This window comes from Shewanella sp. SR43-4, from assembly GCF_014163845.1.
Taxonomy (GTDB): domain Bacteria; phylum Pseudomonadota; class Gammaproteobacteria; order Enterobacterales; family Shewanellaceae; genus Shewanella; species Shewanella vesiculosa.
In genome coordinates this window covers 1-26,035 of record NZ_JACJEB010000025.1, presented here as the reverse complement: position 1 = coordinate 26,035, position 26,035 = coordinate 1, and the positions used below count along the sequence as shown (strand labels likewise).

Below are 26,035 nucleotides of genomic sequence, written 5' to 3'. Positions count from 1 at the left end.
ACATAGTTGAGTTATAGACTCACTCTATGTTCCTTTTGTATCTCATCTTGCTTTAACGAAATAAATCTTACATCTCGCTTTTGCATCAAACCTGCAAGAGAAATACCATCTAAAAAATCTGAAATTTGTTTACTTAAGTCACCCCATAAAGAATGGGTTAGGCAACGAGTACCACTTTGGCAGTTACCTTTTCCTTGACAACGGGTGGCGTCTACAGATTCGTCAACAGCATGCACGACCATGCCAACTGAGATATCTACGGCTTCTAAACCTAAACGGTAACCACCACCGGGTCCGCGGACACTCGACACTAAACCATGTTTACGTAACTTAGCGAAGAGTTGTTCAAGATAAGACAAAGAAATTCCTTGTCTTTCAGAAATATCAGCTAAAGGCACAGGACCAGTAGCAGAGTGAATCGCAACATCCAGCATAGCTGTCACTGCATAGCGACCTTTTGATGTAAGTTTCATAACTTGTACTGCTCCCAAAAAGTATGCAGTAATTTCAACATACCCGAGTAATTTAGTCAAGTATTAATCCTACTAAATCACTCAAGTATTATGATGTTGTTTGACTATAAACGATCCCAATTTCGCCGCGGGTATTTAACCTTTTTATCTTGTAAGATTCAATGCCGACAAGGCAATTAATCGCATTATTAACTGATTATTTGACTTGAATCGACAATGACTTATTGAATTTTAAATACTCGGGTCGAACTTATCAATGTCTTGTTTACGAATGGTCGCGGCTTCTCGCGATGCCTCATCAAATGCATCCACATTTAACTCTGGCAACTTTTTAGTACAAACTTCACCACCCATTTGCTGAATGGCATTACACAGTTCTTGTACTTTCGAGTCCATTAAATGCATGTGATCAAGCATTTGTCCTATGGCATTAGCCACAGGATCAGGATTATCTGGTGACACAGCGTACGCATCAAAGCCATACTTTTTAGCCATCTCAGTGCGACGTTCAGTTTTTTCTTTTGACTGGTTGGTCGGCGAAGACACCACACGCCCAGGAATGCCCACCACAGTGTGATCGCTGGCGACATCCTTAACCACCACAGAATTAGAGCCAACACGTGCACCATCGTGCATTGTGATAGGTCCAAGTACTTTGGCCCCTGCCCCAATCACCACATTATTACCTAAGGTAGGATGACGTTTACCTGGCTGCCAGGTTGTTCCGCCCAAAGTAACACTATGATACAGCGTGCAATCATCACCAATTTCGGCAGTTTCACCTATTACAACGCCCATACCGTGGTCAATAAAGAAACGTCGGCCAATCGTCGCACCGGGATGAATTTCAACACCGGTGAGCCAGCGAGAAAATGTCGATAAACAACGGGCCGTAAAACGCCAGTTCGCTAGCCACAGTTTATGACTAATACGGTGTATCCAAATAGCATGCATACCCGGGTAATTAAATATTATCTCTATGGTACTGTTTGCAGCAGGATCACGATGATAAATCGATTCGATGTCTTCTTTTAACCTAGCGATGATGGCCATGGTGTGTTCCTTTACTGCTTAATCTTGTTTATCCATTTTCTTATCAATGGAAGTCAAAATGCCACGAAGAATATTCATCTCAGGTGCTTCAATACGGGCACGAGTGTATAAACGACGCAATTTAGTCATGACTTGCCCAGGATGATTTTTAATCACAAAACCAGTTTTAGACAAGGTCGACTCTAAATGAACAAAAAAGCGTTCAAGTTCAGATGTTAATGGGTATTCTTCTGTGACAACTGGCGTTGCTGTTTGCGCTAAATGCGCGACGCGAGTTTCATAACAAATAATTTGTACTGCTTGAGCCAAGTTTAGCGAGCTGTATTCTGGGTTTGCCGGAATCGCCACATGATAAGTACATTGCTGTAATTCTTCATTACTCAGGCCATGATTTTCACGACCAAAGACAATAGCAACCGGACCATTTAGGCTTTCTTGAGTTAACTTTAAACCCGCTTCTCGAGGGTCAAGCATGGGCCAATCAAGGGTACGACTGCGAGCACTCGTTGCTATCACTAAACTACAATCGGCAATGGCCTCTTCTAATGAATCAACACGAGTTAGATTTTTTAGAATATCAGATGCACCTGCAGCAAGTGCTATCGATTGCCCATCAGGCTCAGCTCTTGGCTCGGCGAGATATAAATTTGATAAGCCCATGGTTTTCATCGCTCTAGCTGTAGAGCCAATATTACCAGGGTGTGAGGTACCAACTAAAACAACACGAATATTACTGAGCATGTAGCACTTTCTTTTAGCAAAAAATATTGCCCGTATATTAACACAATCGTTAAAAATTACGTTATATGAAAATCTGCATTTGATATAACGGCTAAATTAAGTATAATGCGGGCGCTATTTTACTCGTTCTTTAACATCCAGGGGATTGCAATGCATCCGATGCTGACTATTGCCACACGCGCTGCACGCGCTGCTGGCCAAACTATTATGCGCGCCTATACTGAACTTGACCGTGTTGAGGTAAGCAGTAAAGGTATTAATGATTTTGTGACTAGTGTAGACAAGGAAGCAGAAGCAACTATTACTTATCAAATTCGTAAATCTTATCCAGACCACACCATTATTGGTGAAGAAAACGGTGAAAACCGTGGTACTGATAAAGACTACATTTGGATAGTTGATCCTTTGGATGGCACTAACAACTTCGTTCGTGGTATTCCTCATTTTGCGGTGTCTATCGCTCTTCAGTACAAAGGCAAAATTGAAGTTGCCGTTGTTTACGATCCTGTTCGTGAAGAATTATTTTCAGCTGTTCGCGGCAAAGGCGCTAAGGTTAACGACTTCCGCATGCGCGTAACTAACGTCAATGATTTAAGCAACACTATGATTGGCACAGGTTTTCCATTTAAAGCTCGTCAACACACAGAAAGCTACATGGCCATTTTAGGCGAAGTATTTTCATTGTGTGCCGATGTTCGTCGTGGCGGTTCAGCGGCATTAGATTTAGCTTACGTTGCAGCAGGCCGTTTAGATGGTTTCTTCGAAATAGGTTTAAAACCATGGGATATCGCAGCAGGCGACTTAATTTGTCGTGAAGCCGGCGGTACAGTGACCGACTTTACGGGTGCACATAACTATATGACTTCAGGTAACATTGTGGCAGGTAGCCCAAAAGTAACCACTCAGATAGTCAAAATTATGCGTCCTCTACTGAATGAAGGTTTAAAGCGTTAATCGCTAACTAACCTTTATTGATAAAAAAACCGCTCAAGCCTCGCTTGAGCGGTTTTTTTATGTTTATAAAATGACATGACTGTTAGCCACAATGGTACATAATCCGCTATTAAAAGCTCATTTTTCGATGACTTAGATATTCTCGCCATCAATAGCAAACCCATAACCAGTGCACTAAACCAAACGATTACTCAATAGGCCGGTATACAGTAAAGAAGCTTTGCCGGTGAGCTAATCGCCATCACTAACAATGCGCGTTTAACCCATGTAATAACAATGCAAACGATGCCGTGTTGTTCATTCAATTAAACATCGATTGAACAAGTCACAGCTTATCTCACAAAATCGATCGAGATCACTGGGAAAATACCCTGAAGTCGTCAATAATAGTATTTTGATTTTATTGATGAAGATGAGTATGCCGTTACTGCGAAAAGTAGGATTAAAAACCTTAAAAAATATCGAACATCTAGTGTTATTAATTATCGCTATGGCGACAGTATTTGCTATTGGCGAAGAAATTCTTCACATGATCGTCATTCAGACTGTCGAATTAGCCGATTTACTCTTACTATTTATCTATCTTGAAGTATTGGCTATGGTCGTTAATTATATTGAATCAGGTAAGTTACCTATTCGTATGCCGCTCTATATCGCGATTGTGGCATTGGCGCGATACTTAATTTTAGACATGAAAGCAATGGAAGATTGGCGTATTTTAGCCATTTCACTGTCGACTATTTTACTGGCAGGCACAGTAATTGTGATCCGTTGGGGTCAATTAAAAATGCCTTACCCTAAAAACCAAGACTACGATACTTAATCAACTTGGTGGTTCAGGTAGCCAATGCCAAGTCTTTTTATCGGCATTGGTTGCTAAATTTAGTTTTGCTTAACAAAGTCGTTATGCTAAAAATGAATACAATTAACTGAGTTAATGCTAAAGATAAAACCCTAAACGAACATCTTAGAAAAGAATGCTATAACTTTACCAATTAATTGAAATAAGTCGTGTAAATAAAATCAACATCAAATTGCAGAAAAACATACATAAAGACTCATCATTTCAAGGAGAAACAGAATGGGGCAAGAGCCAACCGGATTCGAAGAAAAACGCAGTTCTTTACGTGTAGATATGGAAGCAGAGCGGATCCGCCTAGATTGGATCAATTCACAAGGTGAATCATGCACAGATCATGCTATTTGTATTGATCTGGCCCGAAAAGGGGTGTTAATCGACTTTAAGGCTGCTTTTAAAGTTGGGGATTTGATCGCCTTAACATTTAATGAAAAGACTGATAAACAAAATACCATTAAAGGCCAAGTTTGCCGTAGTTCCGAATGTTCAGTAAATAGTTACCATATTGCTTTACAGCTAATTTAGTTGATTATTTTTATGCAGCTCTCAATGGCTACTCTATAATCAAGTTACATACCTAGCGAAACTTTCGGTGCAACAAGGCGCCTATCATCAAGGATCACAACATGATATTGCTCGTTGGCGGTGAAAAAGGTGGCAGTGGGAAAAGCTGTTTAGCACAGAACATTGCTGTATATATTAGCCAAAAGCACGATGCGAATGTGCTCATGGTTGACTGCGATCCGCAACGTACCACGTCAGACTGGATCCAAGCTCGTAATAATGACCCCAGCCTAAAAGCGATTAATTGCATCCAGCTTTATGGCAAAATCCGTAATGACTTACTGAGTTTAAATGAGCGATTTGACTACGTGATTGTCGATTGTGGTGGCCAAGATAACCTTGCAATGCGCGCCGCGATGTCGGTAGCCACCTATGTTGTTATACCACTTCGTCCCAAACGTCGCGATCTTAAAACCTTACCTCACATGGAAGACATGCTCAGTACTTGTAAAATGGTTAATCCCAAAATGATTGCTGCCATTGTGATAACACAGTGCCCTGCTCTGCCATCTCAAGGAAAGCGTATTTTAGAAGCGAAAGAAGTGGTTGAGTCTTTTGGTTTACGCGCCCTTAATTCGGTCACATTTAGCCGTAATATCTATGATGATAGTGAAGAAAGCGGCTCTTCTGTGTTGGAAATCGAACCTAGCGGTAAAGCGGCTGATGAAATTCGTGCTATTGCTGATGAGCTTTTTGCCATACCACCAGAAAATAGTTATGAGTTTAACTGATCTTAAGCGCAAGAAACCCAAAGATACCCGAGTCAAGGTATCTGTAGATGACTTTATTGAGGATGCTAATAAATATGCATTAGGTCTTGACGCGTCCCATGGCCAAAGCAATATCGCCTCAAACACGCAAGAGTTCTTAAGAGGGCTAGATAAAAAAAGCACTAAAATTTATCGCCATGCCACATTTACATTAACTGAAAAAAGTATTTCGCAATTAGACGAAATAGCGAAAGTCAGTAAAGTGGCTAAATCAAAAATACTCAGAATACTCATTGATGAGTTTTATCAACAAAGCAACACTGAGCAAACAAATTTACTCGCCAGAAAGTAATCATTAACATAAGAGTATTCACTTAACCTCAACGGGTTAATTATTAGGTTCACGGCTCCGTTGTCAGGTTAGGCAGGTGATATTTGGAGACATAAGTCACGATGTAATATTGAACACTTATGTTCATCACCCTAATGGTAAATTAATATTAAGATGTCAGTAATCAATAACTGATTACTGATGGCGCCTAAGCAAAATAACAAGCCACGTGTTAACAATCCAATTTGACTGCATTTAATTACATCCTAAAGAGATAATATGGCGTTAATAGTGCTACTAACACAGCAAATGTGTGTTTACTTAGTTATCGTTTACTTAGTCAGTAAAACGCCATTATTTAAATTCTTTGCCGAAACATCGAAACGATTACCTCACAAAATCTTCATCTACTTAGTGTTCTCAAGCTTTTGTATTATGGCAACTTACTTTGGAGAACAAACCTCAGGAGCGATAGCCAATACTCGTGCAATGGGTGCGGTATTAGGCGGATTATTGGGTGGTCCAATTACCGGGCTTCTGGTTGGCTTAACCGGCGGCTTACACCGTTATTCTATGGGTGGATTTACCGATGTTGCTTGTGCAATATCGACTACGTTAGAAGGTTTATCTGCAGGAATGATCAGCTATTACTTCAAAAAAGCCGGCAAGTCTGAAATGGCTTATCAGCCAATGGTGGTATTTGGAGTGACATTTATGGCTGAAATTATGCAGATGTCGATTATTGTATTAATCGCCAAACCCTTTGATCAAGCGTGGGAGTTAGTTAAGCTCATCGCTCCGCCAATGTTATTGATTAATTCCCTTGGTGCAGCCATGTTTATGAGTATTGTTCGCGACCAAAAAGCGATGTTCGATAAACTCTCGTCCAGCTTTTCAACCAAAGCCCTCAAAATTGCTGAGCGCAGTGTCGGATTGCTGTCAAAGGGCTTTAATTTAGAGTCGAGCAAACAAGTTGCTCAAATCGTCATAGAAGAAACCCAAGTCGGTGCGGTAGCCATTACAGACAGGAATAAATTACTCGCCTTTATTGGTATTGGCGCTGACCACCATATTCCTAATACACCCATTTCATCTCAAATCACTCTCGAGGCCATTGCACAAAATAGTGTCATGTTTGCCGATGGCGTCGACACCCCTTATTCATGTTCTCTATCCGCAAACTGCAGCTTAGGCTCAAGCTTAGTGATCCCGCTGCGCAGTAATGACGAAGTCATTGGCACGATTAAATTGTATGAGCCGAAAAACAAGCTGTTTTTAAACATTAATCGCACCTTAGGCGAAGGAATTGCCAGATTACTGTCTAACCAAATACTTTATGGGCGCTTTGAACAGCAAAAAAGTTTACTCATGCAAGCAGAGATAAAGTTGTTACAAGCACAAGTGAATCCTCACTTCTTATTTAATGCTCTCAACACTATTAGTGCGATTATTAAGCGTGACCCGCAAATGTCTAAACAGTTATTGCAGCAATTATCGCAATTTTTACGCATTAACCTAACCCGAACAACAGGGCTAGTCACCATGGCAGATGAACTTGAACATATAGACGCTTATTTGTCGATTGAACGTGCTCGCTTTATTGATAAGTTACAAGTGAGCATTGATATACCGAGTATTTATCATCACTTAAAAATGCCTGCATTTACCTTACAACCTTTAATTGAAAATGCAGTGAAACATGGTACATCGCGTATGCTTGAAGCCGGTGTTATTAATGTACAGGCGACAATTGATGGTGATGATCTTATGCTTAATGTCACGGATAACGCGGGTTTGTATCAACCATCGAACAACACCGACGGCTTAGGAATGAACTTAGTCCATAAGCGAATTCAGAATTTATTTGGCAGCCAATACGGTATTGAAGTTGAGTGTAAAGCAGATGAGTTCACCCGTGTCAGTGTGCGTGTACCGTTAAAGGAAATTGACCAATGATCTCATGTCTAATCATTGATGATGAACCGTTTGCCCGCCAAGAAGTGGCCGATTTACTCGACAAACATCCTGATATAAGAGTGTTGGGGCAATGCAGTAATGCCATTGAAGCTCTACAGCAAATTAACCTTGTAAAGCCTGATCTTATTTTTGTTGATATTCAAATGCCGCGGATCAATGGTATGGAGCTGCTTGCGATGCTCAATCCAGAGCAAATGCCACGAGCAGTATTTATTACCGCATTTGATGAATATGCGATAAAAGCATTCGATAACAATGCCTTCGATTACTTATTAAAACCCATTGATGAGAAACGCTTCAACCAAACCTTAGATAGAGTTAGAGCCAATATCGCGCCGCAACGGATGTCTCAGATATTACCGACGCAATTAGCTCATTTACCCTGCTACAGTGGTAATAAGCTCAAAGTTGTCGCAACCGCTGACGTTGAATTTATTGTTAGTGATGTTGGCGGTATTCATGTGTGTTCAAATAAAGGTTTAAGCCATACCCAATTAACCCTAAAAGTCTTAGAGCAAAAAACCGCACTTTTTCGTTGTCATAAACAATACCTACTGGCACCGAGTGCAATTTCTGAAATTGAAATCACCGACAGCGGCGCAGAAGTCACTACCCATAGCGGCGCTAAAGTTCCTATTTCACGCAGATATCTCAAAGAGTTGAAACTGTTGCTTGGATTTCAATAGTATTTAGTTCAAAAGACATGTGATACAGGCCACATTTACTCTGCGGGTCAAACCGCTCACAGTGAATATTTACCACTTAGGCAAGACATTCAACCTGTCACAGAGTTCGCCCCCAATTGACCACCTTGATGCTTTAAAGTGGTCACACGATATAAATGGGGAGATATAAAAATGACTTGGTTTCTACTCTGTGTTGCTTTACTCATCGGCGGTTACTTTATTTACGGGACCTTTGTCGAAAAAGTATTCGGCATTAACACTCAAAGACAAACACCCGCTTTTACACAAACAGACGGCGTCGATTTCGTGCCAATGTCTAAAGGCAAAGTCTACTTAATTCAATTATTAAACATTGCTGGAGTCGGCCCAATTTTTGGTCCTATTCTCGGCGCACTATACGGCCCAGCAGCTATGCTGTGGATTGTATTTGGTTGTATTTTTGCTGGTGCCGTTCACGATTATTTTTCGGGGATGTTATCGGTACGCAATAACGGTCAATCGGTTCCTAACCTAGCGGGTAAGTATTTAGGCAAAAGCGCTAAACACTTTATGAACTTTTTTGCCATTATCTTATTATTGTTAGTTGGAGTGGTGTTTATCTCTGCTCCTGCGGGCTTGTTGAGTAAACTAACTGGTTTAGATGTGACCATTTTTGTCGGTATTATTTTTGTCTATTACTTAGTTGCCACTATCGTTCCTATCGATAAAATCATTGGCCGCTTATACCCATTCTTCGGTGCATTACTGGTATTTATGTCACTGGGTCTTATCATAGCCCTAGCAGTGTCAAGTGAACATACCATGTTGCCAGGCTTTGTAATGGGTGACTTTTTTAGCAACCTAAACCCTAATGACATGCCACTATGGCCTGCATTATTCATCACCATTGCTTGTGGAGCCGTATCAGGTTTCCATGCAACACAATCTCCATTAATGGCCCGCTGTGTTGAAAATGAGTCAAATGGTCGCTTTGTGTTCTTTGGTGCCATGATTGGTGAAGGTGTGATTGCGCTAATTTGGTGTGCTATTGCATTATCATTCTTTGGTGGTGTGGAAGGATTAAATGCCGGCATGGGTGGCAACCCCGCTAACGTGGTATACGAAGCATCTAATGGTCTACTAGGCACATTTGGTGGTTTCTTGGCTATCTTGGGTGTGATTGTATTACCTATCACCTCAGGTGATACCGCATTTCGTTCAGCACGTCTAATCTTGGCTGAGTTCTTTAACATTAAGCAAGTCGAGCTACCTAAGCGCTTACTGCTAGCATTACCATTATTTGCTGTTGGTGCAATGCTCACTCAAGTCGATTTTGGCATTATCTGGCGCTACTTTGGTGTTGCAAACCAAACCACTGCGGTATTGATGCTATGGACTGCAGCGGCTTACTTACTGCGCCATAATAAGTTTCATTGGATTTGTACTGTACCAGCGATGTTCATGACCTGTGTTGTCATTAGCTTTATGTTGAACTCATCAACATTAGGTGCGGGTTTACCGATGACAGTATCAACCATTGCAGGTTTAGTCACTACCGCAATTATTGCCGCAATGATTATTATTAATACTAAAGGTAAAGGCGATATAGATTCAGATGATGAAGAAAAAGTCGTATTCGTCAAAGAGCAATAATCGCTCATATTAAATAAAAACGGCAGCCTAGGCTGCCGTTTTTGTGTAGATATCTCTTTGGTTGCAATATAGGTATAATATCACCAAACTCAATTAGCTCGCACGGTCCATGACACAAGCAAACAACCCGCTTCACGGCATAAAACTAGAAACGATAGTGACTTCACTGGTTGAAAAATACGGCTGGGAAGAACTCGCATCGAGGATAAACATTCAGTGTTTCAAAGATAACCCGAGTGTAAAATCAACCTTGAAGTTTTTACGTAAAACGCCTTGGGCCCGCGACAAAGTTGAATACTTGTACCTTAAAGCTAACAAGCTGCCATTGCCGCCACCGAAAGAAGATAGTCGCGGAGCATTTACGACTAAAACTCGGCCATCAAAGACAAAAGTAGCCTCAACGAGACCTGCAACCCACAAAGCGGCTACAGCAAAACCAAGCTCGAGCACAGCTACAGAAAAGTCGACAACACCTGTGAATGCGGATATTTGGGGAACAAACTCAAATTAATGTATTAAGAGGTAACCATTGCAGGGGGCTTATAACGGAAACTCAAAAATCAATCGCCACACTTTAAGCCCACCACCTACTTGATAACTTAATCCAAAATGCTCTATTTCAACACTGTCTAAACCTATTGCACTCAAGGTAATAGGTTTAGAAAAAGCCAACGTAGTACCAATTTCATAAGTATATGAGGTTAATACATTATCCCCAACCGGCGAGACAAATTTTAGCTTATCGAAATACCAATGTCCGGCAATAAAAAATCTCGGTTCAACCCGAGTATCCTGCCACTGCCAATCATAATTAACCCCAAAATCAATACCGCTTTTAAACACGGAATAGCCTTCTGTACTGTCATTTTGATTACTTTGATAACCCGCATAATAAATCCGATTGACCCATACTGGAGTAAATAAAGGCGCATCGAGCTTATAGAGTGCAGAAATGCCAGTTGAAAAAATGCCTACATGGCTGGAAGTTGAAAAATTATGTCCATAACCTAAATCAACATAACTCTCTAAGGTTAACTTATCATCCACTCGCCAGTGATATTCAAGCCCAGGGGTTAACGTTATCGTACCAACACTTTTAGGAATGCTGCCTTGAGGTAAATCGTTAAATGAATAATCAAAAAAACCCAGCGATGCGGTAAAGCGAAGTTTAAGTAAATAATCGTCGGTTGAGTCAAGCACAAACCCCAAAGGAATATTGGCCACTGCAGCACTTTGGCCTGAGGTACGATAAATACCACTGCCTAAATAATTGGCAAACGCATAATGTGAAGCATCAGGTTCAGTGATTAATTGAGGGGATGTTGGTGAAGGTAATTCAGATCCATAGCTACCCCTACTGCAAAAAAACAGAAGCGCTACCAAGATTAAGCGAAAAAGTACCGCTGCAAAGCGCGCAGAAGCAAATGATGATGACCCAATAAGCTGTGTGTTCTGCCCTTGTCTCATCATCATTTAAACTATTTCTGTGCCAAACTATTCATCGTGAAAATGATATTCCGACATCATATGACCTAGCTCAGTGGACTTGGTCTTTAAATATGATTCGTTGTAGCGATTTTTACCGACTTGCAACGGAATACGTTCCACTACTTCAATGCCCACATTTTGCATTGCCATCACTTTACGCGGATTATTGGTCATCAACTTCACTTTGGTCACCCCAATTTGGGTTAACATCGGTAAAATCATGTCGTATTTACGCATGTCGGCTTCAAAACCCAAACGCAAATTGGCTTCTACGGTATTAGCACCCGCATCTTGGAGCTCATAAGCACGAATTTTATTGAGTAAGCCAATCCCACGCCCTTCTTGACGTAAGTACAACAAAAAGCCTTGGCCTTTTTCAGCGATACTTTGCATGGCGGCTTGTAATTGAAAACCACAATCACAACGTAAACTAAATAATGCATCACCGGTTAAACATTCAGAATGAACACGACCTAGCATAGGTTGAGTGGGATCCAGTTGACCAAATGTCAACGCAACGTGTTCTTTACCAGTAGCAATTTCTTCGAAACCGTGCATGGCAAAAACACCCCAAGGTGTGGGTAACTTAGATGTTGCGATATATTTTATCGGCATGAATTAACCTTACGACAACTAACTGTAAAAGAAAATATTAGAACTTAGCAGGAGCAAAACCCGTGACTTCTTTTATGCCCATCTCACGGCCTAACGCCGTTAAAGGATGCACAACCACTAAGCCTTTAACCGATTTATTTAACTTACCCATATCAGCTTGTTCAGCTTTGGTTAAAGTGCGCTTAAAACCGAGCGCTTTTAGTGCTGTACCTTCTTGACTAAACTGACGCGTTTGTTGGCCTTTAATACTCGCGATTCGCTTAGTAACAGTGGCCACTTCTTTCTTAAACTGCAGGACAATCGTGGCGTCGCCACGTGCTTCAGCCGCAGCTAATTTGCGACGAAACTTGTCTAATTTATCATTCAATGTCTGCAGTTCTAGCTTTAAATTCATTTGATTACCTTAAGTGCTTTGGTGTGTTAGTGAATCGTTTACGTTTATACGTTTATCACAACACCGTTTCGGAGGCAGATTATATACCCAAAACCCCCTAAGATGCGAATAGGAAACGCTTCTTATAGACATGTACTGGTAAAGTTTTTCAACCTCGATACACAATTTAGCCAGTACTACCCTGCGAAAAACCAACGCTACTATTCCACTTTGTCCTGACCTTGTGAGCATAATTAATGATTTTTATGGTCTCGACTCACTAATTCCTCGCTGATGTAACACTTTAAAAGCTCCTCACCGCTATCTAATTACCACTCATCTTGTTTAATTGTTCAGCAACCACATCTAGCAAAGCCGCTTTCTACAGCATTTCCGTCAAGCCACTATTGCAATACTTATGATAATCATTATCATTCGCATAAATATTAATAGAGGTCCCATGTTATGTCGCCACTGCGTTTATCACTACTTGCTATAGCTTGCCAAAGTGTATTGTTTCCCGTTTATGTTCATGCCCAAACACCTATTCCATCGCCAGAGATTATTGCACCAGCATCAAGTGATTCGAGCAGTGCATCAGACTCAGAACACTATGAGCGAATGACGGTTTACGGCAGACAAAATCAAGTAGTAATGAACTCAGGATTAGCGACTAAATCTGATATGTCGCTTATGGAAACGCCTGCAGCGGTAGTGATCGTTGATGAGACACTCATCGACTCACAAGGCATCACCAATATGCAGGATTTAGTGCGTAACATAAGTGGTGTAACCCAAGCCGGTAATAATTATGGTATTGGCGATAACATAGTCGTGCGAGGGTTAGGTGCAAACTACACTTACGATGGTATGTATGGCGGCGCAGGTTTAGGTAACACCTTTAATCCCACTCGTTCATTGACTAATGTGAGTTCTGTTGAAGTTCTCAAAGGTCCAGCAACAGGGCTTTATGGTATGGGCAGCGCGGGCGGTGTAATTAACCTTATTGAGAAAAAGCCTGAGTTTGTCAGCAAACAACTGTTTGAAGCCGAAGTAGGTCAATGGGATACCTACTCTCTTATGGCTGATTCTACTGGCGGTATAACTGACGACCTAGCCTACCGTCTAGTGGCGAAAACCGCCCATAGTACCGGTTATCGAGATCTAGGTACCGATCGCGATGAAATATATGGCTCGCTTAAATATGTGCTTAATGAAAATCAAAACATCATGCTATCAACGGCTTATATTAATGATGCTATTCCCGTCGACTCAATAGGCCATCCTATCCGCATCTATAATGCCGCCTCTGTCGAGGGCAAAACCGCAGGGGAAGTGAACTGGCAGGATTTGGTCAATGATCCAACCAATAATGGCTTACAGCTAACAGATCAACAACGTCAACAATTAGCGGATTCATTAAGTGCAAACGATGGCTTAACACCTTATCAATTTGGACATAATGGTCTTATTTCACCGATGGCGAAAGACAACAAGGGTGAAGAGTTACGCTTTAAACTCAGCCATAATGTGTACTTAACCGATAATTTGTTTTTAAATCAGCAGTTGCAACACCGTGATTACGAAACCAGCTTTGCACGTCAAACTGGGGCTTATAATTACGTTTATTGGCGACGAAATGGCGTTATTAATGCCGATCCCCGTGCGCCTTTAGTTGAGGATGGCACCTTATATCCTTTTGCCGCCCGTCGTCAGGAATATCGCAAAGTCTCGGCAGAAGAAAAGTCGTGGCAGTATTTTGCTGATTTGCGCTATGACTTCGATATCGGCAATATCAGTAACGAATTACTGATCAATGCTAACTTTGAAGACCGCGACATCCGCTTTAAACAATATTCGATTTACGATGCCGATTACACCTTGAAAGATGCCAATGGCAATCAATCCTATCAAGGAAGCTTGCCGTACATTTATGACATCCGTAACCCCAATTGGGGCGAGGGAGAGTTTGAAGAGTACGATCCGTTATTAACCAGTAATTATAATAAATCAGTAACGGCATGGGGGTTAGGTATACAACATGTGGGCTATTTAGGCGGCGGATTTACCAGCCGTATTGGGTTTGCTTTTAACGAAATCAAACAAACTTACCAACACTTAGGCGTTGATGCTCGTTACAGCAGTAGCCTAGCGGATCCACAACCAGAAGCAGACACCACAGATAACGGTGTAACCTACAATTTAGGCCTAACCTATATGCCTACTGATGATATCTCTGTATTCATTAATCACTCTAAAGGTCGCACGACTTATAGTGTATTAGGTGATGTAAAAGGTAATGAAGCTGATCGTGATGATTCACAATCAATCAGTAATGATTTGGGTATTCGGATTAAAGCATTTGATGACCAATTACTGGCATCATTAGTATTGTTTAAAACCTCACGAACCAATGTAGCCTACAGCAATCCAGATTACGACAGTAGCGCAGTCACGCCTAACATTGACCCGTACTTTTATAATGGTAGCGAAGACACCAAAGGAGTTGAATTAGATCTTAATGCATATTTAAGCGAACAGTGGAAAGTCAACGTTAACGCAGTTTACCAAGATGCCAGAGACAACCAAAACCCCAATAGTAATGATTATGGACAACGCCAAAAAGGCATACCTTATGTTACTGCAGGCGCTTGGGTAACTTATGCCGCAGCATTGGGCTTACCTGCGCCACTGTCATTAAGTTTAGGCGCTAAATATGTCGATGAACGCAGCACGCAGTCTAGCTCATTTGGCATACCTGACGGTTATGTCCCCAGTTATAGCGTCATCGACTCGGCTATTAGCTATGATGTTGAACGTTATAAAATTCAACTGAACATTAATAACCTATTTAATCAAACGTATTTCGATAAGGCCATGTTCTTAGGGGGTCTTCCTGGCGAAGAGCGTAATGCGAAGTTAACCTTAACTTATCGTATTTAAAACATATCAATCGGGATTTTGTTTGCTCGAAATCTAGATCTCAATTTAGCGCTAAATTGAGTAAAGAGATGATGAAAGCACTGCCTGTGGCAGTGCTTTTTTTATCGTTATCTAATGAGCATAATTGACTATTTAGGCTACATGTAGGATAAACGAAGCATTAATTCAATAGCTTATCTTAGGATGTTATTTGATGGCTAATACCATTTTTAGTCCATACACATTAACCAATGGTGCGATCATTGCCAATCGCTTAGTCAAAGCGGCAATGGAAGAGAATCTTGCCAACGTTCAGCAACAACCAGATCAAGCATTGTTCAACTTATACGATGCTTGGGCCAAGGGCGGTGTTGGATTAATGATTACCGGTAATGTGATGATTGACCCTTTAGCCATGACAGGCCCTGGTGGTGTGGTACTCACATCCAGCAGCGCACTTGAGCCGTTTATCCAATGGGCCAAAATAGCCAAGCAAAATAACGCCAGGGTGTGGATGCAAATTAATCATCCAGGCCGTCAGGTATTTAAAGCGATGGGGGGCAAAAATATTGCACCTTCAGCTGTCGCACTTGATTTAGGTAAACACTCATCGATGTTTTCTCAGCCTAAAGCAATGACAACCACTGACATTGATGATGTTATCCAACGCTTTGTCACGACCGCAAGAATGGCTCAACAAGCGGGTTTTGATGGTGTACAAGTTCATGCCGCACATGGTTATTTGTTAGCGCAGTTTTTATCACCGTTAACTAATCAGCGCGATGATGAATGGGGCGCAAGCTTAGAGAATCGAGCCAGGTTATTAATTGAAGTGGTCAAGCAAATTAGGCATAAATGTGGTGCAGATTTTGATATTGCGGTAAAGCTTAACTCAGCCGATTTTCAACGCGGTGGTTTTGATGTCGACGATGCCGAAAAAGTGATTAATATGCTCGCACCGCATCAAGTTGAAATGGTCGAGTTATCCGGCGGCAGCTATGAAGCCCCCGCAATGCAAGGTCGCAGCGCCGATGAGCGCACCTTAGCTCGAGAAGCTTACTTTTTACATTTAACCGCACAGTTAGTTCTGCGTAGTCCAATTGCGTTGATGTTAACGGGAGGCATTTATCGCCTGCCTGTTGCGCAACAAGTCGTTGATGCCGGCTTTACCTTATGCGGCATTGCCAGCGCCCTTGCCTTTTATCCTGACTTAGCCAATATATGGCGCAGCAAACCTGAGTTCACCCCTGCGATGCCCACGGTGAATTGGCAGAGCAAACCTTTAGCCGGGCTAGCGACTATGGCAGTCATTAAACGCCAGCTTCGCCGAATAAGCCAAGGCAAACACCCTCAAATTAATGACTCCCCCATATGGAGTTTATTGGTCGATCAATTTAACACCAGACAACGTACTAAACGTTATCGTTATGGTTTAGGTCTTTCTAATGATCAAAATGTAAACGATTAGCCTCTTAAAAATTAACGTGCTAATAATGAACCAGCTAACCATTAAAGCGCTGGCATTAAACGACTAGTCTTAAAAAACGCTAGCGCTTAAAACGATAAATCTGCTGATTGCTACTTCCGCGCCATAATAACGCGGGATCGGCTTTATCTTGTTCAAACTTACCGTCAATAAGTACATCGACTAATGCCACCACAGCTTGCTGCTGTGACGTGAGATCGGCCTGTTGGTAACCAGTCCATAACCAAATGTCTTTATCGGGACATTCGGTATTTACCCTAGTCACTAATTGCAATACGGCTTCCAGGTTAGCCGGATGCAGTGGGTCACCACCACTTAACGATAGGCCGCGCCGATAAATACGGCTGTCGGTTAAATCAGCAATAATCTGATCTTCTAACGCTTGGCTAAATACATGGCCAGCATCTACACGCCAAGTACTTTGGTTATAGCATCCCTTACAGGCATGTTCACAACCGCTAACAAATAAGCAGCAACGGGTACCTTCGCCGTTGATCACATCAACACTATGGTAAGCACTGTAATGCATTATAAATGCTTCACTCTGCGTTTAACTTCTTCTTGCTTACCAAAGTTAAACGGCCGCGCATCAGGACTGCCTAAATAACCACATACACGGCGAGTCACCGATACCCTACTAGGCTCATGGTTACCGCATTTAGGGCAGACAAAGCCCTTACTGGTACAATTGAACTCTCCAATGTAGCCGCAATCGTAACACTCATCTATCGGGGTGTTAGTGCCGTAATATGGCACCCTGCTGTAGCTGTAGTCCCAGACATTTTCCAGTGCTTCAATGTTGTTTTGCATGTTAGGAAATTCGCCGTAGCAAATAAACCCACCATTAGCGATGGCTGGATAAGGTTGTTCAAAATCAATTTTATCAAAAGGATTCACTTTCTTTTCAACATCTAAATGGAAACTATTAGTGTAATAGCCTTTGTCAGTCACCCCAGGTACTACACCGAACTGGGTGGTATCAAGTAGGCAAAAGCGACTACATAAATTTTCACTTGGGGTGCTATACAAACTAAAACCATAACCGGTTTCTTGCTTCCAAGATTCAGTGGCTTGTTTTAGATGATGAATAATGGCGACCGCTTTTTCACGTAGTTGCGCGTTATCAAACACATGCTCAGCATTGCCATATAAAGCATTAACCGTTTCGTGCAGGCCAATAAAGCCTAACGAAATTGACGCACGGCCATTTTTAAAAATGTCGCTAACATCATCATCGGCATTTAAGCGTACACCGCAAGCACCTTCCATGTATAAAATCGGCGCAACACGGGCTTTAACCCCGGTTAAGCGTGCAATCCGCGTATCTAACGCTTTGCGAGCAACTAACAAACGTTCATCGAGTAATTGATAAAAACGCTGCTCATCTTTACCCGCTTCTAACGCAATACGCGGTAAGTTAAGGCTAACCACACCTAAATTATTGCGACCTTCATGTACTTGTTGACCATCTTGTTCATAAACCCCCAAAAAGGAGCGACAACCCATGGGGGTTTTAAATGAACCAGTGACTTTAACCACCTGATCATAATTTAAAATATCTGGATACATACGCATAGTTGAGCAAGTTAAGGCCATCTTTTTGATGTCGTAATTGACGTCAGTAGCTTGATGATTGACGCCATCTTTAATGGCAAACACCAATTTAGGAAAGACGGCCGTTTTGCGGTTTTTACCTAAACCAGCCATGCGCACAGTTAACATCGACCGCTGAATTAAGCGAGACTCCCACGACACACCTAAACCAAAGCCAAAGGTCACAAACGGCGTTTGGCCATTGGCGGTATGCAAGGTGTTGACTTCATATTCCAACGACTGGAATGCATCATGACACTCTTTTTCGGTTTGCGTCATTGCATAACCTTCGACATCGGCTACTTGCCATTTGCGAGCCACAGCAAGGTGTTTTTGATAACTAATTTGCACAAACTCAGCCAACACTTCATCAATACGGTTAATGGTTGTACCGCCGTAAATATGGCTCGCCACTTGGGCAATAATTTGCGCAGTCACCGCCGTTGCTGTTGAGATGGATTTAGGCGGTTCAATTTCAGCATTACCCATTTTAAAACCATGAGTTAACATGCCAGCTAAATCAATTAGCATGCAGTTAAACATCGGGAAAAATGGTGCATAGTCGAGATCATGATAGTGAATTTCTCCTTTCTCATGAGCGCTAACCACATCTTTAGGTAACAAGTGAGTTTTAGCGTAATGCTTGGCAACTATCCCTGCGAGTAAGTCTCGTTGAGTTGGGATCACTTTGGCATCTTTATTGGCATTTTCGTTTAAAATGGCATTGTCTGATTGCTCAACCAAACCACGAATAGCGCAGTTTAATTTACTCTGAGTCTCACGGTGAGTGTCACGGTCGTGTCGATACTCAATATAGTGACGTGCCACCGACTTAAACGGTCCTGACATTAATAAGTTTTCAACTGCATCTTGTAGCTCGTGAATATCAACTTCGGTTTTGCAAGCCATTTGCTGCTCAACCGTTTGCGCTAACTGCAGCGCATATTGATGGTCAGCTTGACCTGCAGACTCCATTGCAGCCACAACAGCCTCTTTGATCCGACATCCATCAAATGCTGTCCGGCATCCATCCCTTTTCACGACTACAAGCATACAACCATCCTTACAAGCACTATATATAGAGCTTTAATTTACAAAAGACACAATATAGAGTGTATTAGATACATTAACGCTGAGCATTACTTTGATCCAGATCATAATTGTCGGCAGTACTTTTTATTGCAAATAACTTGCTATTCGCAATAAATATTGTAGGTGTGGAAAATGATTTTTATGACGGGAGATCGCATGGTAGAAAAAATTGAAAATAGCATCGCGATGTAAGATTTTGGCAAATAAGTTATCTCATAGGTAACCGTGTAGTTGTGGTTTTTAGCCGTTCAAAATGATGATCATTTCGATAACCTGGCATCAAATACAGCGTTAATGACAGTATCAACCGTATAAGTGACGTATTCATTACGACAAGATGAATACTCAGGACGAAGAGGCGCGACATGAGATTGAATAAGTCGAACTAATACAGATTGCGCCGATTAAACGCATCCCAGAATAAATAAGCGCCCTCTCCTTGATGCTGAACATCCATGTGATACCAATATCTGTACCACGATTGACAGGCACTGACTGATTAATCACCCATTAAGCACTTAGACGCGAACGGGTATATTGCCATCAATATACCAGTCCGACATCGCCTAAGTGTTACTTTAAGGTTGCTTCAATTAAATGGTGAATATCTTTGACTGCCTGCTCACCCGCTTCAATAGCCTCTTTGGCGCGATGAAACTCCATGGTACCAATATCAGCCACATCGGGCACAATACAAATATCAGGTGGCTCGCCCATTAAACGCGAACGTTTATGGCGTTGTTCTAAAATATCCATGGATTGTGACATCACCGCCAACATACCAGGATGAGATTTTGAGCTGCCCATGGCCAGCTTATCGGTTAAGCCACTCATGTACTCTTTGCCTTTCCCCCATAAATCCATAAAGCCGGTTTCAAGCTCACGCTTTTGTTCAATAGGTTCTGACTTACTGGCTTTGCGGCTTTTTACTTGTTCTGGGATCAAATGCATTTGGCCTCGGCGATGAGCATTTAAATCTACCGCAATAACTACATCAACGCCCATCGAACGGGCTAATGAAACAGGAACCGGGTTGACGACTGCACCATCGACAACCCATCGATTACCTTGCTGCACGGGTGGTAAAAATCCAGGCATCGAACATGAAGCACGCACCGCATGGCGCAAGTCACCTTCTTTAAACCAAATCTCTTGCCCAGAATATAAATCTGTCGCCACCGCAGCAAACGGGCGCTGCAGTTGTTCAATATTAAGGTCACCAATACGGTTAGCTAAAACATCAAACACTTTCTCACCACTAATAAGTCCGCCTTTACGCCAGCCTAAATCCATTAGGCCAAGTACATCCCAGCTTGAAAAGCCACTGACCCAAGTTTCAAGCTCAGCCAAATGATCATTGGCATAAGCTGCGCCGACTAACGCCCCCACCGAACAACCAGCCACTTTGTCTGGGTAAATGTCTAACTTGGCTAACCCATTCAATACCCCAATATGTGCCCAACCTTTAGCGGCTCCACTGCCTAGCGCTAATCCCACAGTGAGCTTTGTCATCTTTGTTCCTTCCATACTCTGTATTCATCTTTACCATAAAGCTCGGCTTAGTCGACCAATGACCTCGTCGAACTCAGGCAATAATATAATGCTAAAAAATAGCATAACTAAAGCGACTCTTGTTGGCTATAGCAAGGTGAAACAGCTATAATCGTCGGCTTACATTTTTTAGGGGATCTACCTTTGCAATTTACCGATTTTTCGTTGGACAAGCGCCTGCTTGACAGTTTAAAGCACCTTGGCATTTCTACGCCTACCGATGTTCAAGCGCAAGCACTTCCCATTGCCTTATCAGGTAAAGATTTAATGGCATCGTCTAAAACCGGCTCAGGTAAAACCTTAGCGTTTTTGTTGCCTGCTATGCAGCGAGTGATATCCACCAGAGCATTGTCGAAAAAAGATCCGCGGGTATTGATTTTGTTACCTACGCGAGAACTCGCCCAACAAGTTTATGGCCAATTACGTTTATTAGTTGCTAATACCCAATATAAAGCCATTAGCGTACTTGGTGGTGAGAACTTTAACGACCAAGCTAAAGCCTTGGCCAGAGATCCGCATTTTATCGTTGCCACACCAGGGCGTATTGCCGATCACTTACAACAACGCCATTTATATTTAAACGGCTTAGAATTGTTGGTGCTAGACGAAGCCGACCGCATGCTCGATTTAGGTTTTGCCCCGCAATTAAAGGCCATCAACGATGCCGCCGATCATAAACGTCGCCAAACCTTAATGTTTTCGGCCACTTTGGATCATGACAGCATAGGTGATATTGCAGCAACATTACTGAAAACCCCAAGCCATGTTTCCATTGGTGAGTCTTACAGTGAACACAAAGATATTGAACAACGGATTATTTTGGTTGACCATTTAGACCATAAACAAGCCTTGTTGCAGCATATATTAAGCCAAGAACAGCATAAGCAAGTGATTGTATTTACCGCGACGCGTTCAGATACAGACCGTTTAGCGACCCTGTTAGCCGCACAAGGTTTTGCGACCTCAGCGCTCAGTGGTGATTTGAAGCAATCGGCTCGTAACCAAATTATGGATCAATTTGCTCGAGGCCAATCGCAAATACTGGTGACTACCGATGTGGCATCACGTGGCCTTGATTTAATCAACGTCTCCTTAGTGATTAACTTTGATATGCCAAAGTTTGCTGAAGAGTATGTCCATCGTATTGGCCGAACAGGTCGCGCAGGCGCTAAAGGTGATGCAGTGTCGTTTGTGGGCCCTAAAGATTGGGACAGCTTTAAAAAAATCCAACTATTTTTACGTAAAAACTTTGACTTCACTGTAGTTGAAGGTTTAAAAGCCAAATTTAATGGCCTAAAAGACAAGCCTCAAGCAGCTAAAGCCGGTACCAGTGCAAAAGCCGCAGTAACCAGCAATAGAGCTAGCGTGGCGAAAAAAGCCAAAGCAGCCCCTAAGAGTGATAAACGCTTTATTACCGGGGTTGATGTAGGTGATGCACCTGTGCGCCGTAAAGTTAAACCGATTGTCATTATTGAAGACGACGGAACAACAGAAGACTAAACGGCACATCAATCGCTGATAAACTGCGATGACAGAATAATCAATGTAGGGCAGAACACTGCCCTACAACAAATGAACAATAACGAGCATGCTAACAGCATTATCGTATGAATAAACCAGTAAGGATTAACATGAAAATTTGTGGTGTGGAATTAAAAGGCGGCGAAGCCATTATCTGTTTACTGACCTATGAAGGCGAAACGTTTAACGTGCCAGCATGTCGTAAAGTTTCATTCAGTATTTCACAATCAGCTAGCACGGAATCCATTCGTGAATTTGATTTTGCGTTTAAAAAACTAATGAGCGATTATAAAGTTGATGAAATCGCCATTATTGAACGTGAGCAAAAAGGTAAATTTGCTGGCAGTGCCACCAGCTTCAAACTTGAAGCTACACTACAATTAATGGACCTTCCGGTTTCGCTTATTTCTCCTTTAACCATTAAAGAGCAACTAAAGCGCAACCCACCACAAGTTGACTTTGACTCATTGGACCTAAAACGCGTCCAGTTAAATGCTTTTGACGTTGCTTATGTTCAACATAATCGACTCATTTTCGGTAAAGTGTAAACAAAGAACCTTTGTATTGTGGCGTTACCCATACCGAAAAAATGGTCGTGGTAGCGCCAGAACTAATTAGTTGATTTATGACAGACACTAAAACTAAAACGATCAAAGCCCCGCCTAAAATGCCAGTCAAATCGGCCAGCCAGTCATTAAAACCCAAAGCAGACCTCAGCCTGCTAGTCACTAGCGCAGATATCAAAAAACAGCAGAGTGAACAGAGCCCTTTACGTTACCTAAACGGTTATCGGCCTGATGTGGTTGATAAAATCCGCCAATTGGTTGATACCAATGCATTGGGTGATCACTTTCTAACCCGCTACCCCAAAGTACACCAAGTACGTACAGACAAAGCCTTATATGATATGGCCATCGCATTAAAAAACACCTACATGCGTCAGTCAGACCCATTAGCCAAAGTCATTTTTGATGAAAAAATTAGCTTGAGCCATCACGCGCTAGGTTTGCATTCTTATGTTAATCGCCGTCAAGGCAATAAAGTCAAAGCCAAAAATGAGATTAGAATAGCCTCACACTTAAAGCATATTCCGTTTGAGCTTTTACAAATGGTCGTGGTGCACGAACTGGCCCACTTGCGCGAAAAAGAACACAACAAAGCTTTTTATCAGCTGTGTACTTTTATGCTCGCCGATTACCATCAATTAGAATTTGATATGCGAGTATGGTTAGTCGCTGAAGAAGTTGGCCAATCGCCCTACGGAAAATAATCGATGGATTTTAATCATTGCCAACTCGCATCAGGCTTCCAGTTATTCATCCACGCGGGGATATCACAGGCAGGCATAGGTCTGGCAATGCCATAACCTTGTGCTAATTCACAGCCTAGTTGTAATAATGCAGTGCCATGTTCAACGGTTTCAACACCTTCAGCAATCACGTCACGTTTAAATGATTTCGCTAGGGCGATTACGCCTTCAACAATGGCGAAATCGTCAATATTACTCAACATGTCTTTGACAAAGCTCTGATCTATCTTAATCAAACTGGCAGGCAAGCGCCTAAGGTAAGTTAGCGACGAATAGCCAGTGCCGAAATCATCTAAAGCAAAATGGACACCTAGGCTCATGCAGTCATTCATGATAATTGACACATGATTAACATCTTCTAATGCGCTGGTTTCCAACATCTCTAGCTCTAAATAGCGAGGTTCAACATTGGGGTGGGCAGCGAGAAGATCCGTTAACGTCTGTATGAAGCCAGGCTGCATTAATTGTACTGCCGCAATGTTAACGCTAGTGCTTACCGGGAGATCAAGTTCCATAGCTTGCCATTGGCCGATTTGTGTTAATGCGGTATCAATAACCCATTCACCTATTTCAATCATCATGGTGTGGTTTTCAATTACAGGCAAAAACTCGATTGGACTTAATAATCCGCGCTCTGGATGTTGCCAACGAATAAGCGCCTCAACGCCCACCACTGTACCTATCTTCATATTAACTTTAGGTTGGTAATAGAGGACAAACTGATGATGATCTAAAGCATAGCGAATAGCCTCTAGACTTTCTCGTTGTACTTTAACAGCATCATCTTGCGCGGTATCAAATAAATGATAACGATTCTTGCCGGATTCTTTAGCCATATACATAGCTTGGTCGGCATGTCTCATCAGTAAATCAGCATCTACATTATCTCGCGGATAAAGCGTAACACCAATACTGACGGATATATTGAGTACCACACCACTAACGGTTACAGGCTCTGACGCGGCCAATAATAGTCGCTCCAATACTGGCTCACAATCTTCAACTTTGGCTAAATCGGCCAACACAGCGACAAATTCATCACCACCAATGCGGCTTAAGCTATCACCTTCACGAAGCGCCTCTTTCATCCGGATCGATAGTGCAATAAGCAGTTCATCACCGATATCATGCCCATAGGCATCGTTGACCGTTTTAAAACCATCTAAATCTAGAAATACCACCGCTAAAGACTGCCCGTGTCGACTGCACTGCAGCATGGCTTGAGATAATCTGTCTGCCAGCAATACCCGATTGGGCAAATTGGTCAGTACATCATAATGAGCAATACGTTCTAATTGTTCTTGATGCTGTTTCATCGGCGTAATGTCGCTCGCTAAAGAGACATAATGGGTCGTTATACCGTTTACATCACAAACTGCACTGATGGTCTGCATTACTGCATACACTTCATTATTTTTACGGTGATTCCAAATTTCGCCATACCAGTATCCTTCGCTGACGATGGCTTGCCACATATCAACATAGAACTCTGGTGATTGACGTTCTGACTTGAGAATACGAGGGGTTTTCCCTATGGCCTCTTCACGGCTGTAACCTGTGATGTCACTGAAGGTCTTATTGACTTCGATAATAAGACCTTCAGCATCCGTGATCATAATGCTTTCACGAGCATGAGTGAATACCTTGGCGGCAAGGGCTAATTGTTTTACGCGCTGCTCTTTCTCTGCGTTGGCCAGAACTAACTCGTCTGCCCGCTTATCTTTCTCTTGGTTTTGAAAAGCCAGCTCTGTGTTAGCAAGGGCTAATTCATTAGCACGTTGCTCTTTGTCTGCATTGGCCAGAACCAACTCGTCTGCCCGCTTATCTTTCTCTTGGTTTTGAAAAGCCAGCTCTATGTTAGCAAGGGCTAATTCATTGGCACGTTGCTCTTTCTCTGCATTGGCCAGAACCAACTCGTCTGCCCGCTTATCTTTCTCTTGGTTTTGAAAAGCCAGCTCTATGTTAGCAAGGGCTAGCTCATTAGCACGTTGCTCTTTGTCTGCATTGGCCAGAACCAACTCGTCTGCCCGCTTATCTTTCTCTTGGTTTTGAAAGGCCAGCTCTATGTTAGCAAGGGCTAATTCGTTGGCGCGCTGTTCTTTGTC

24 protein-coding genes are annotated in these 26,035 nt (G+C 42.2%); 14 read left to right on the top strand and 10 right to left on the bottom strand.

Annotated elements, in window-relative coordinates; genetic code table 11:
* Window positions 1–11 precede the first annotated feature (11 nt).
* The 3 genes from iscR to trmJ all read right to left on the bottom strand — a co-directional run bounded on the left by iscR (window position 12) and on the right by trmJ (window position 2,267).
* On the bottom strand, window positions 12–473 hold the full coding sequence (iscR, locus tag H5123_RS19340) for a Fe-S cluster assembly transcriptional regulator IscR (RefSeq protein ID WP_011637879.1): 462 nt from the start codon (window positions 471–473) through the stop codon (window positions 12–14).
* A 231-nt stretch (window positions 474–704) separates the two neighbouring features.
* Entirely contained in the window at window positions 705–1,526 is an 822-nt protein-coding gene (gene cysE / locus H5123_RS19335) for a serine O-acetyltransferase (RefSeq protein ID WP_124016080.1), read from the bottom strand.
* Window positions 1,527–1,544: 18 nt separating this feature from the next.
* Window positions 1,545–2,267 (bottom strand): tRNA (cytosine(32)/uridine(32)-2'-O)-methyltransferase TrmJ, encoded by a 723-nt coding sequence (gene trmJ / locus H5123_RS19330; protein ID WP_182699009.1) that lies wholly within the window; start codon window positions 2,265–2,267, stop codon window positions 1,545–1,547.
* 150 nt (window positions 2,268–2,417) lie between these two features.
* On the opposite strand from trmJ, the gene suhB reads away from it, so the two are divergent.
* From suhB to H5123_RS19285, 9 genes are all read left to right on the top strand, one after another.
* The gene (suhB, locus tag H5123_RS19325; protein ID WP_124016082.1) at window positions 2,418–3,221 is read left to right on the top strand and encodes an inositol-1-monophosphatase; all 804 of its coding nucleotides are present in this window, start codon (window positions 2,418–2,420) and stop codon (window positions 3,219–3,221) included.
* A gap of 418 nt (window positions 3,222–3,639) precedes the next feature.
* Window positions 3,640–4,044 (top strand): phosphate-starvation-inducible protein PsiE, encoded by a 405-nt coding sequence (locus H5123_RS19320; protein WP_124016083.1) that lies wholly within the window; start codon window positions 3,640–3,642, stop codon window positions 4,042–4,044.
* A gap of 258 nt (window positions 4,045–4,302) precedes the next feature.
* The gene (locus H5123_RS19315) at window positions 4,303–4,605 is read left to right on the top strand and encodes a PilZ domain-containing protein (protein WP_124016084.1); all 303 of its coding nucleotides are present in this window, start codon (window positions 4,303–4,305) and stop codon (window positions 4,603–4,605) included.
* A 101-nt stretch (window positions 4,606–4,706) separates the two neighbouring features.
* Window positions 4,707–5,375 carry an AAA family ATPase gene (locus H5123_RS19310; RefSeq protein ID WP_124016085.1) on the top strand — a complete coding sequence of 223 codons (669 nt, stop codon included), beginning with the start codon at window positions 4,707–4,709 and terminating at the stop codon, window positions 5,373–5,375.
* On the top strand, window positions 5,362–5,706 hold the full coding sequence (locus tag H5123_RS19305) for a replication protein RepA (protein ID WP_182699008.1): 345 nt from the start codon (window positions 5,362–5,364) through the stop codon (window positions 5,704–5,706). The genes H5123_RS19310 and H5123_RS19305 overlap by 14 nt, the downstream gene beginning before the upstream one ends.
* Window positions 5,707–5,964: 258 nt before the next feature.
* Entirely contained in the window at window positions 5,965–7,641 is a 1,677-nt protein-coding gene (locus tag H5123_RS19300; RefSeq protein WP_182699007.1) for a sensor histidine kinase, read from the top strand.
* Window positions 7,638–8,348 carry a two-component system response regulator BtsR gene (gene btsR, locus H5123_RS19295; RefSeq protein WP_182699006.1) on the top strand — a complete coding sequence of 237 codons (711 nt, stop codon included), beginning with the start codon at window positions 7,638–7,640 and terminating at the stop codon, window positions 8,346–8,348. Before H5123_RS19300 ends, btsR begins: the two co-directional genes overlap by 4 nt.
* A gap of 171 nt (window positions 8,349–8,519) precedes the next feature.
* Window positions 8,520–9,980, top strand: a complete 1,461-nt coding sequence (locus H5123_RS19290) for a carbon starvation protein A (protein WP_124016089.1) — start codon at window positions 8,520–8,522, stop codon at window positions 9,978–9,980.
* 109 nt (window positions 9,981–10,089) lie between these two features.
* Window positions 10,090–10,491 carry a VF530 family DNA-binding protein gene (locus H5123_RS19285; RefSeq protein ID WP_182699005.1) on the top strand — a complete coding sequence of 134 codons (402 nt, stop codon included), beginning with the start codon at window positions 10,090–10,092 and terminating at the stop codon, window positions 10,489–10,491.
* Window positions 10,492–10,520: 29 nt separating this feature from the next.
* On the opposite strand, the gene H5123_RS19280 is transcribed toward H5123_RS19285, so the two are convergent.
* The 3 genes from H5123_RS19280 to H5123_RS19270 are packed head-to-tail and all read right to left on the bottom strand — an operon-like array spanning window position 10,521 to window position 12,477.
* Window positions 10,521–11,453, bottom strand: a complete 933-nt coding sequence (locus H5123_RS19280) for a hypothetical protein (RefSeq protein WP_182699004.1) — start codon at window positions 11,451–11,453, stop codon at window positions 10,521–10,523.
* A gap of 21 nt (window positions 11,454–11,474) precedes the next feature.
* Window positions 11,475–12,083 (bottom strand): GTP cyclohydrolase II, encoded by a 609-nt coding sequence (gene ribA / locus H5123_RS19275; protein WP_124016092.1) that lies wholly within the window; start codon window positions 12,081–12,083, stop codon window positions 11,475–11,477.
* A gap of 37 nt (window positions 12,084–12,120) precedes the next feature.
* A complete protein-coding gene (locus H5123_RS19270; protein ID WP_124016093.1) occupies window positions 12,121–12,477 on the bottom strand; it encodes a YibL family ribosome-associated protein in 357 nt (118 codons plus the stop codon).
* Between the two features lie 444 nt (window positions 12,478–12,921).
* Between H5123_RS19270 and H5123_RS19265 the strand changes: the two genes are divergently transcribed.
* Window positions 12,922–15,399, top strand: a complete 2,478-nt coding sequence (locus H5123_RS19265) for a TonB-dependent siderophore receptor (protein WP_182699003.1) — start codon at window positions 12,922–12,924, stop codon at window positions 15,397–15,399.
* Window positions 15,400–15,592: 193 nt separating this feature from the next.
* Entirely contained in the window at window positions 15,593–16,846 is a 1,254-nt protein-coding gene (locus H5123_RS19260; protein ID WP_182699002.1) for an NADH:flavin oxidoreductase/NADH oxidase family protein, read from the top strand.
* Window positions 16,847–16,925: 79 nt separating this feature from the next.
* Here the strand turns inward: H5123_RS19260 and nrdG are convergent, their stop codons facing one another.
* The 3 genes from nrdG to rssA form a co-directional block, all read right to left on the bottom strand.
* On the bottom strand, window positions 16,926–17,393 hold the full coding sequence (gene nrdG / locus H5123_RS19255) for an anaerobic ribonucleoside-triphosphate reductase-activating protein (protein WP_182699001.1): 468 nt from the start codon (window positions 17,391–17,393) through the stop codon (window positions 16,926–16,928).
* Complete coding sequence (gene nrdD, locus H5123_RS19250; protein WP_182699000.1) at window positions 17,393–19,510, bottom strand: anaerobic ribonucleoside-triphosphate reductase; 2,118 nt, start codon at window positions 19,508–19,510, stop codon at window positions 17,393–17,395. Before nrdD ends, nrdG begins: the two co-directional genes overlap by 1 nt.
* A gap of 612 nt (window positions 19,511–20,122) precedes the next feature.
* A complete protein-coding gene (gene rssA, locus H5123_RS19245; RefSeq protein WP_124016098.1) occupies window positions 20,123–21,061 on the bottom strand; it encodes a patatin-like phospholipase RssA in 939 nt (312 codons plus the stop codon).
* Between the two features lie 183 nt (window positions 21,062–21,244).
* On the opposite strand from rssA, the gene H5123_RS19240 reads away from it, so the two are divergent.
* The 3 genes from H5123_RS19240 (at window position 21,245) to H5123_RS19230 (ending at window position 23,891) form a co-directional block, all read left to right on the top strand.
* Window positions 21,245–22,600 (top strand): DEAD/DEAH box helicase, encoded by a 1,356-nt coding sequence (locus tag H5123_RS19240; RefSeq protein ID WP_124016099.1) that lies wholly within the window; start codon window positions 21,245–21,247, stop codon window positions 22,598–22,600.
* A 131-nt stretch (window positions 22,601–22,731) separates the two neighbouring features.
* Complete coding sequence (locus H5123_RS19235) at window positions 22,732–23,169, top strand: DUF3010 family protein (RefSeq protein ID WP_124016100.1); 438 nt, start codon at window positions 22,732–22,734, stop codon at window positions 23,167–23,169.
* Between the two features lie 119 nt (window positions 23,170–23,288).
* Window positions 23,289–23,891 (top strand): YgjP-like metallopeptidase domain-containing protein, encoded by a 603-nt coding sequence (locus tag H5123_RS19230; protein WP_259395322.1) that lies wholly within the window; start codon window positions 23,289–23,291, stop codon window positions 23,889–23,891.
* A 14-nt stretch (window positions 23,892–23,905) separates the two neighbouring features.
* Here H5123_RS19230 and H5123_RS19225 read toward each other — a convergent pair.
* Window positions 23,906–26,035: bifunctional diguanylate cyclase/phosphodiesterase (locus tag H5123_RS19225; protein WP_259395706.1), on the bottom strand; the 2,130-nt coding region annotated here is incomplete at its 5' end.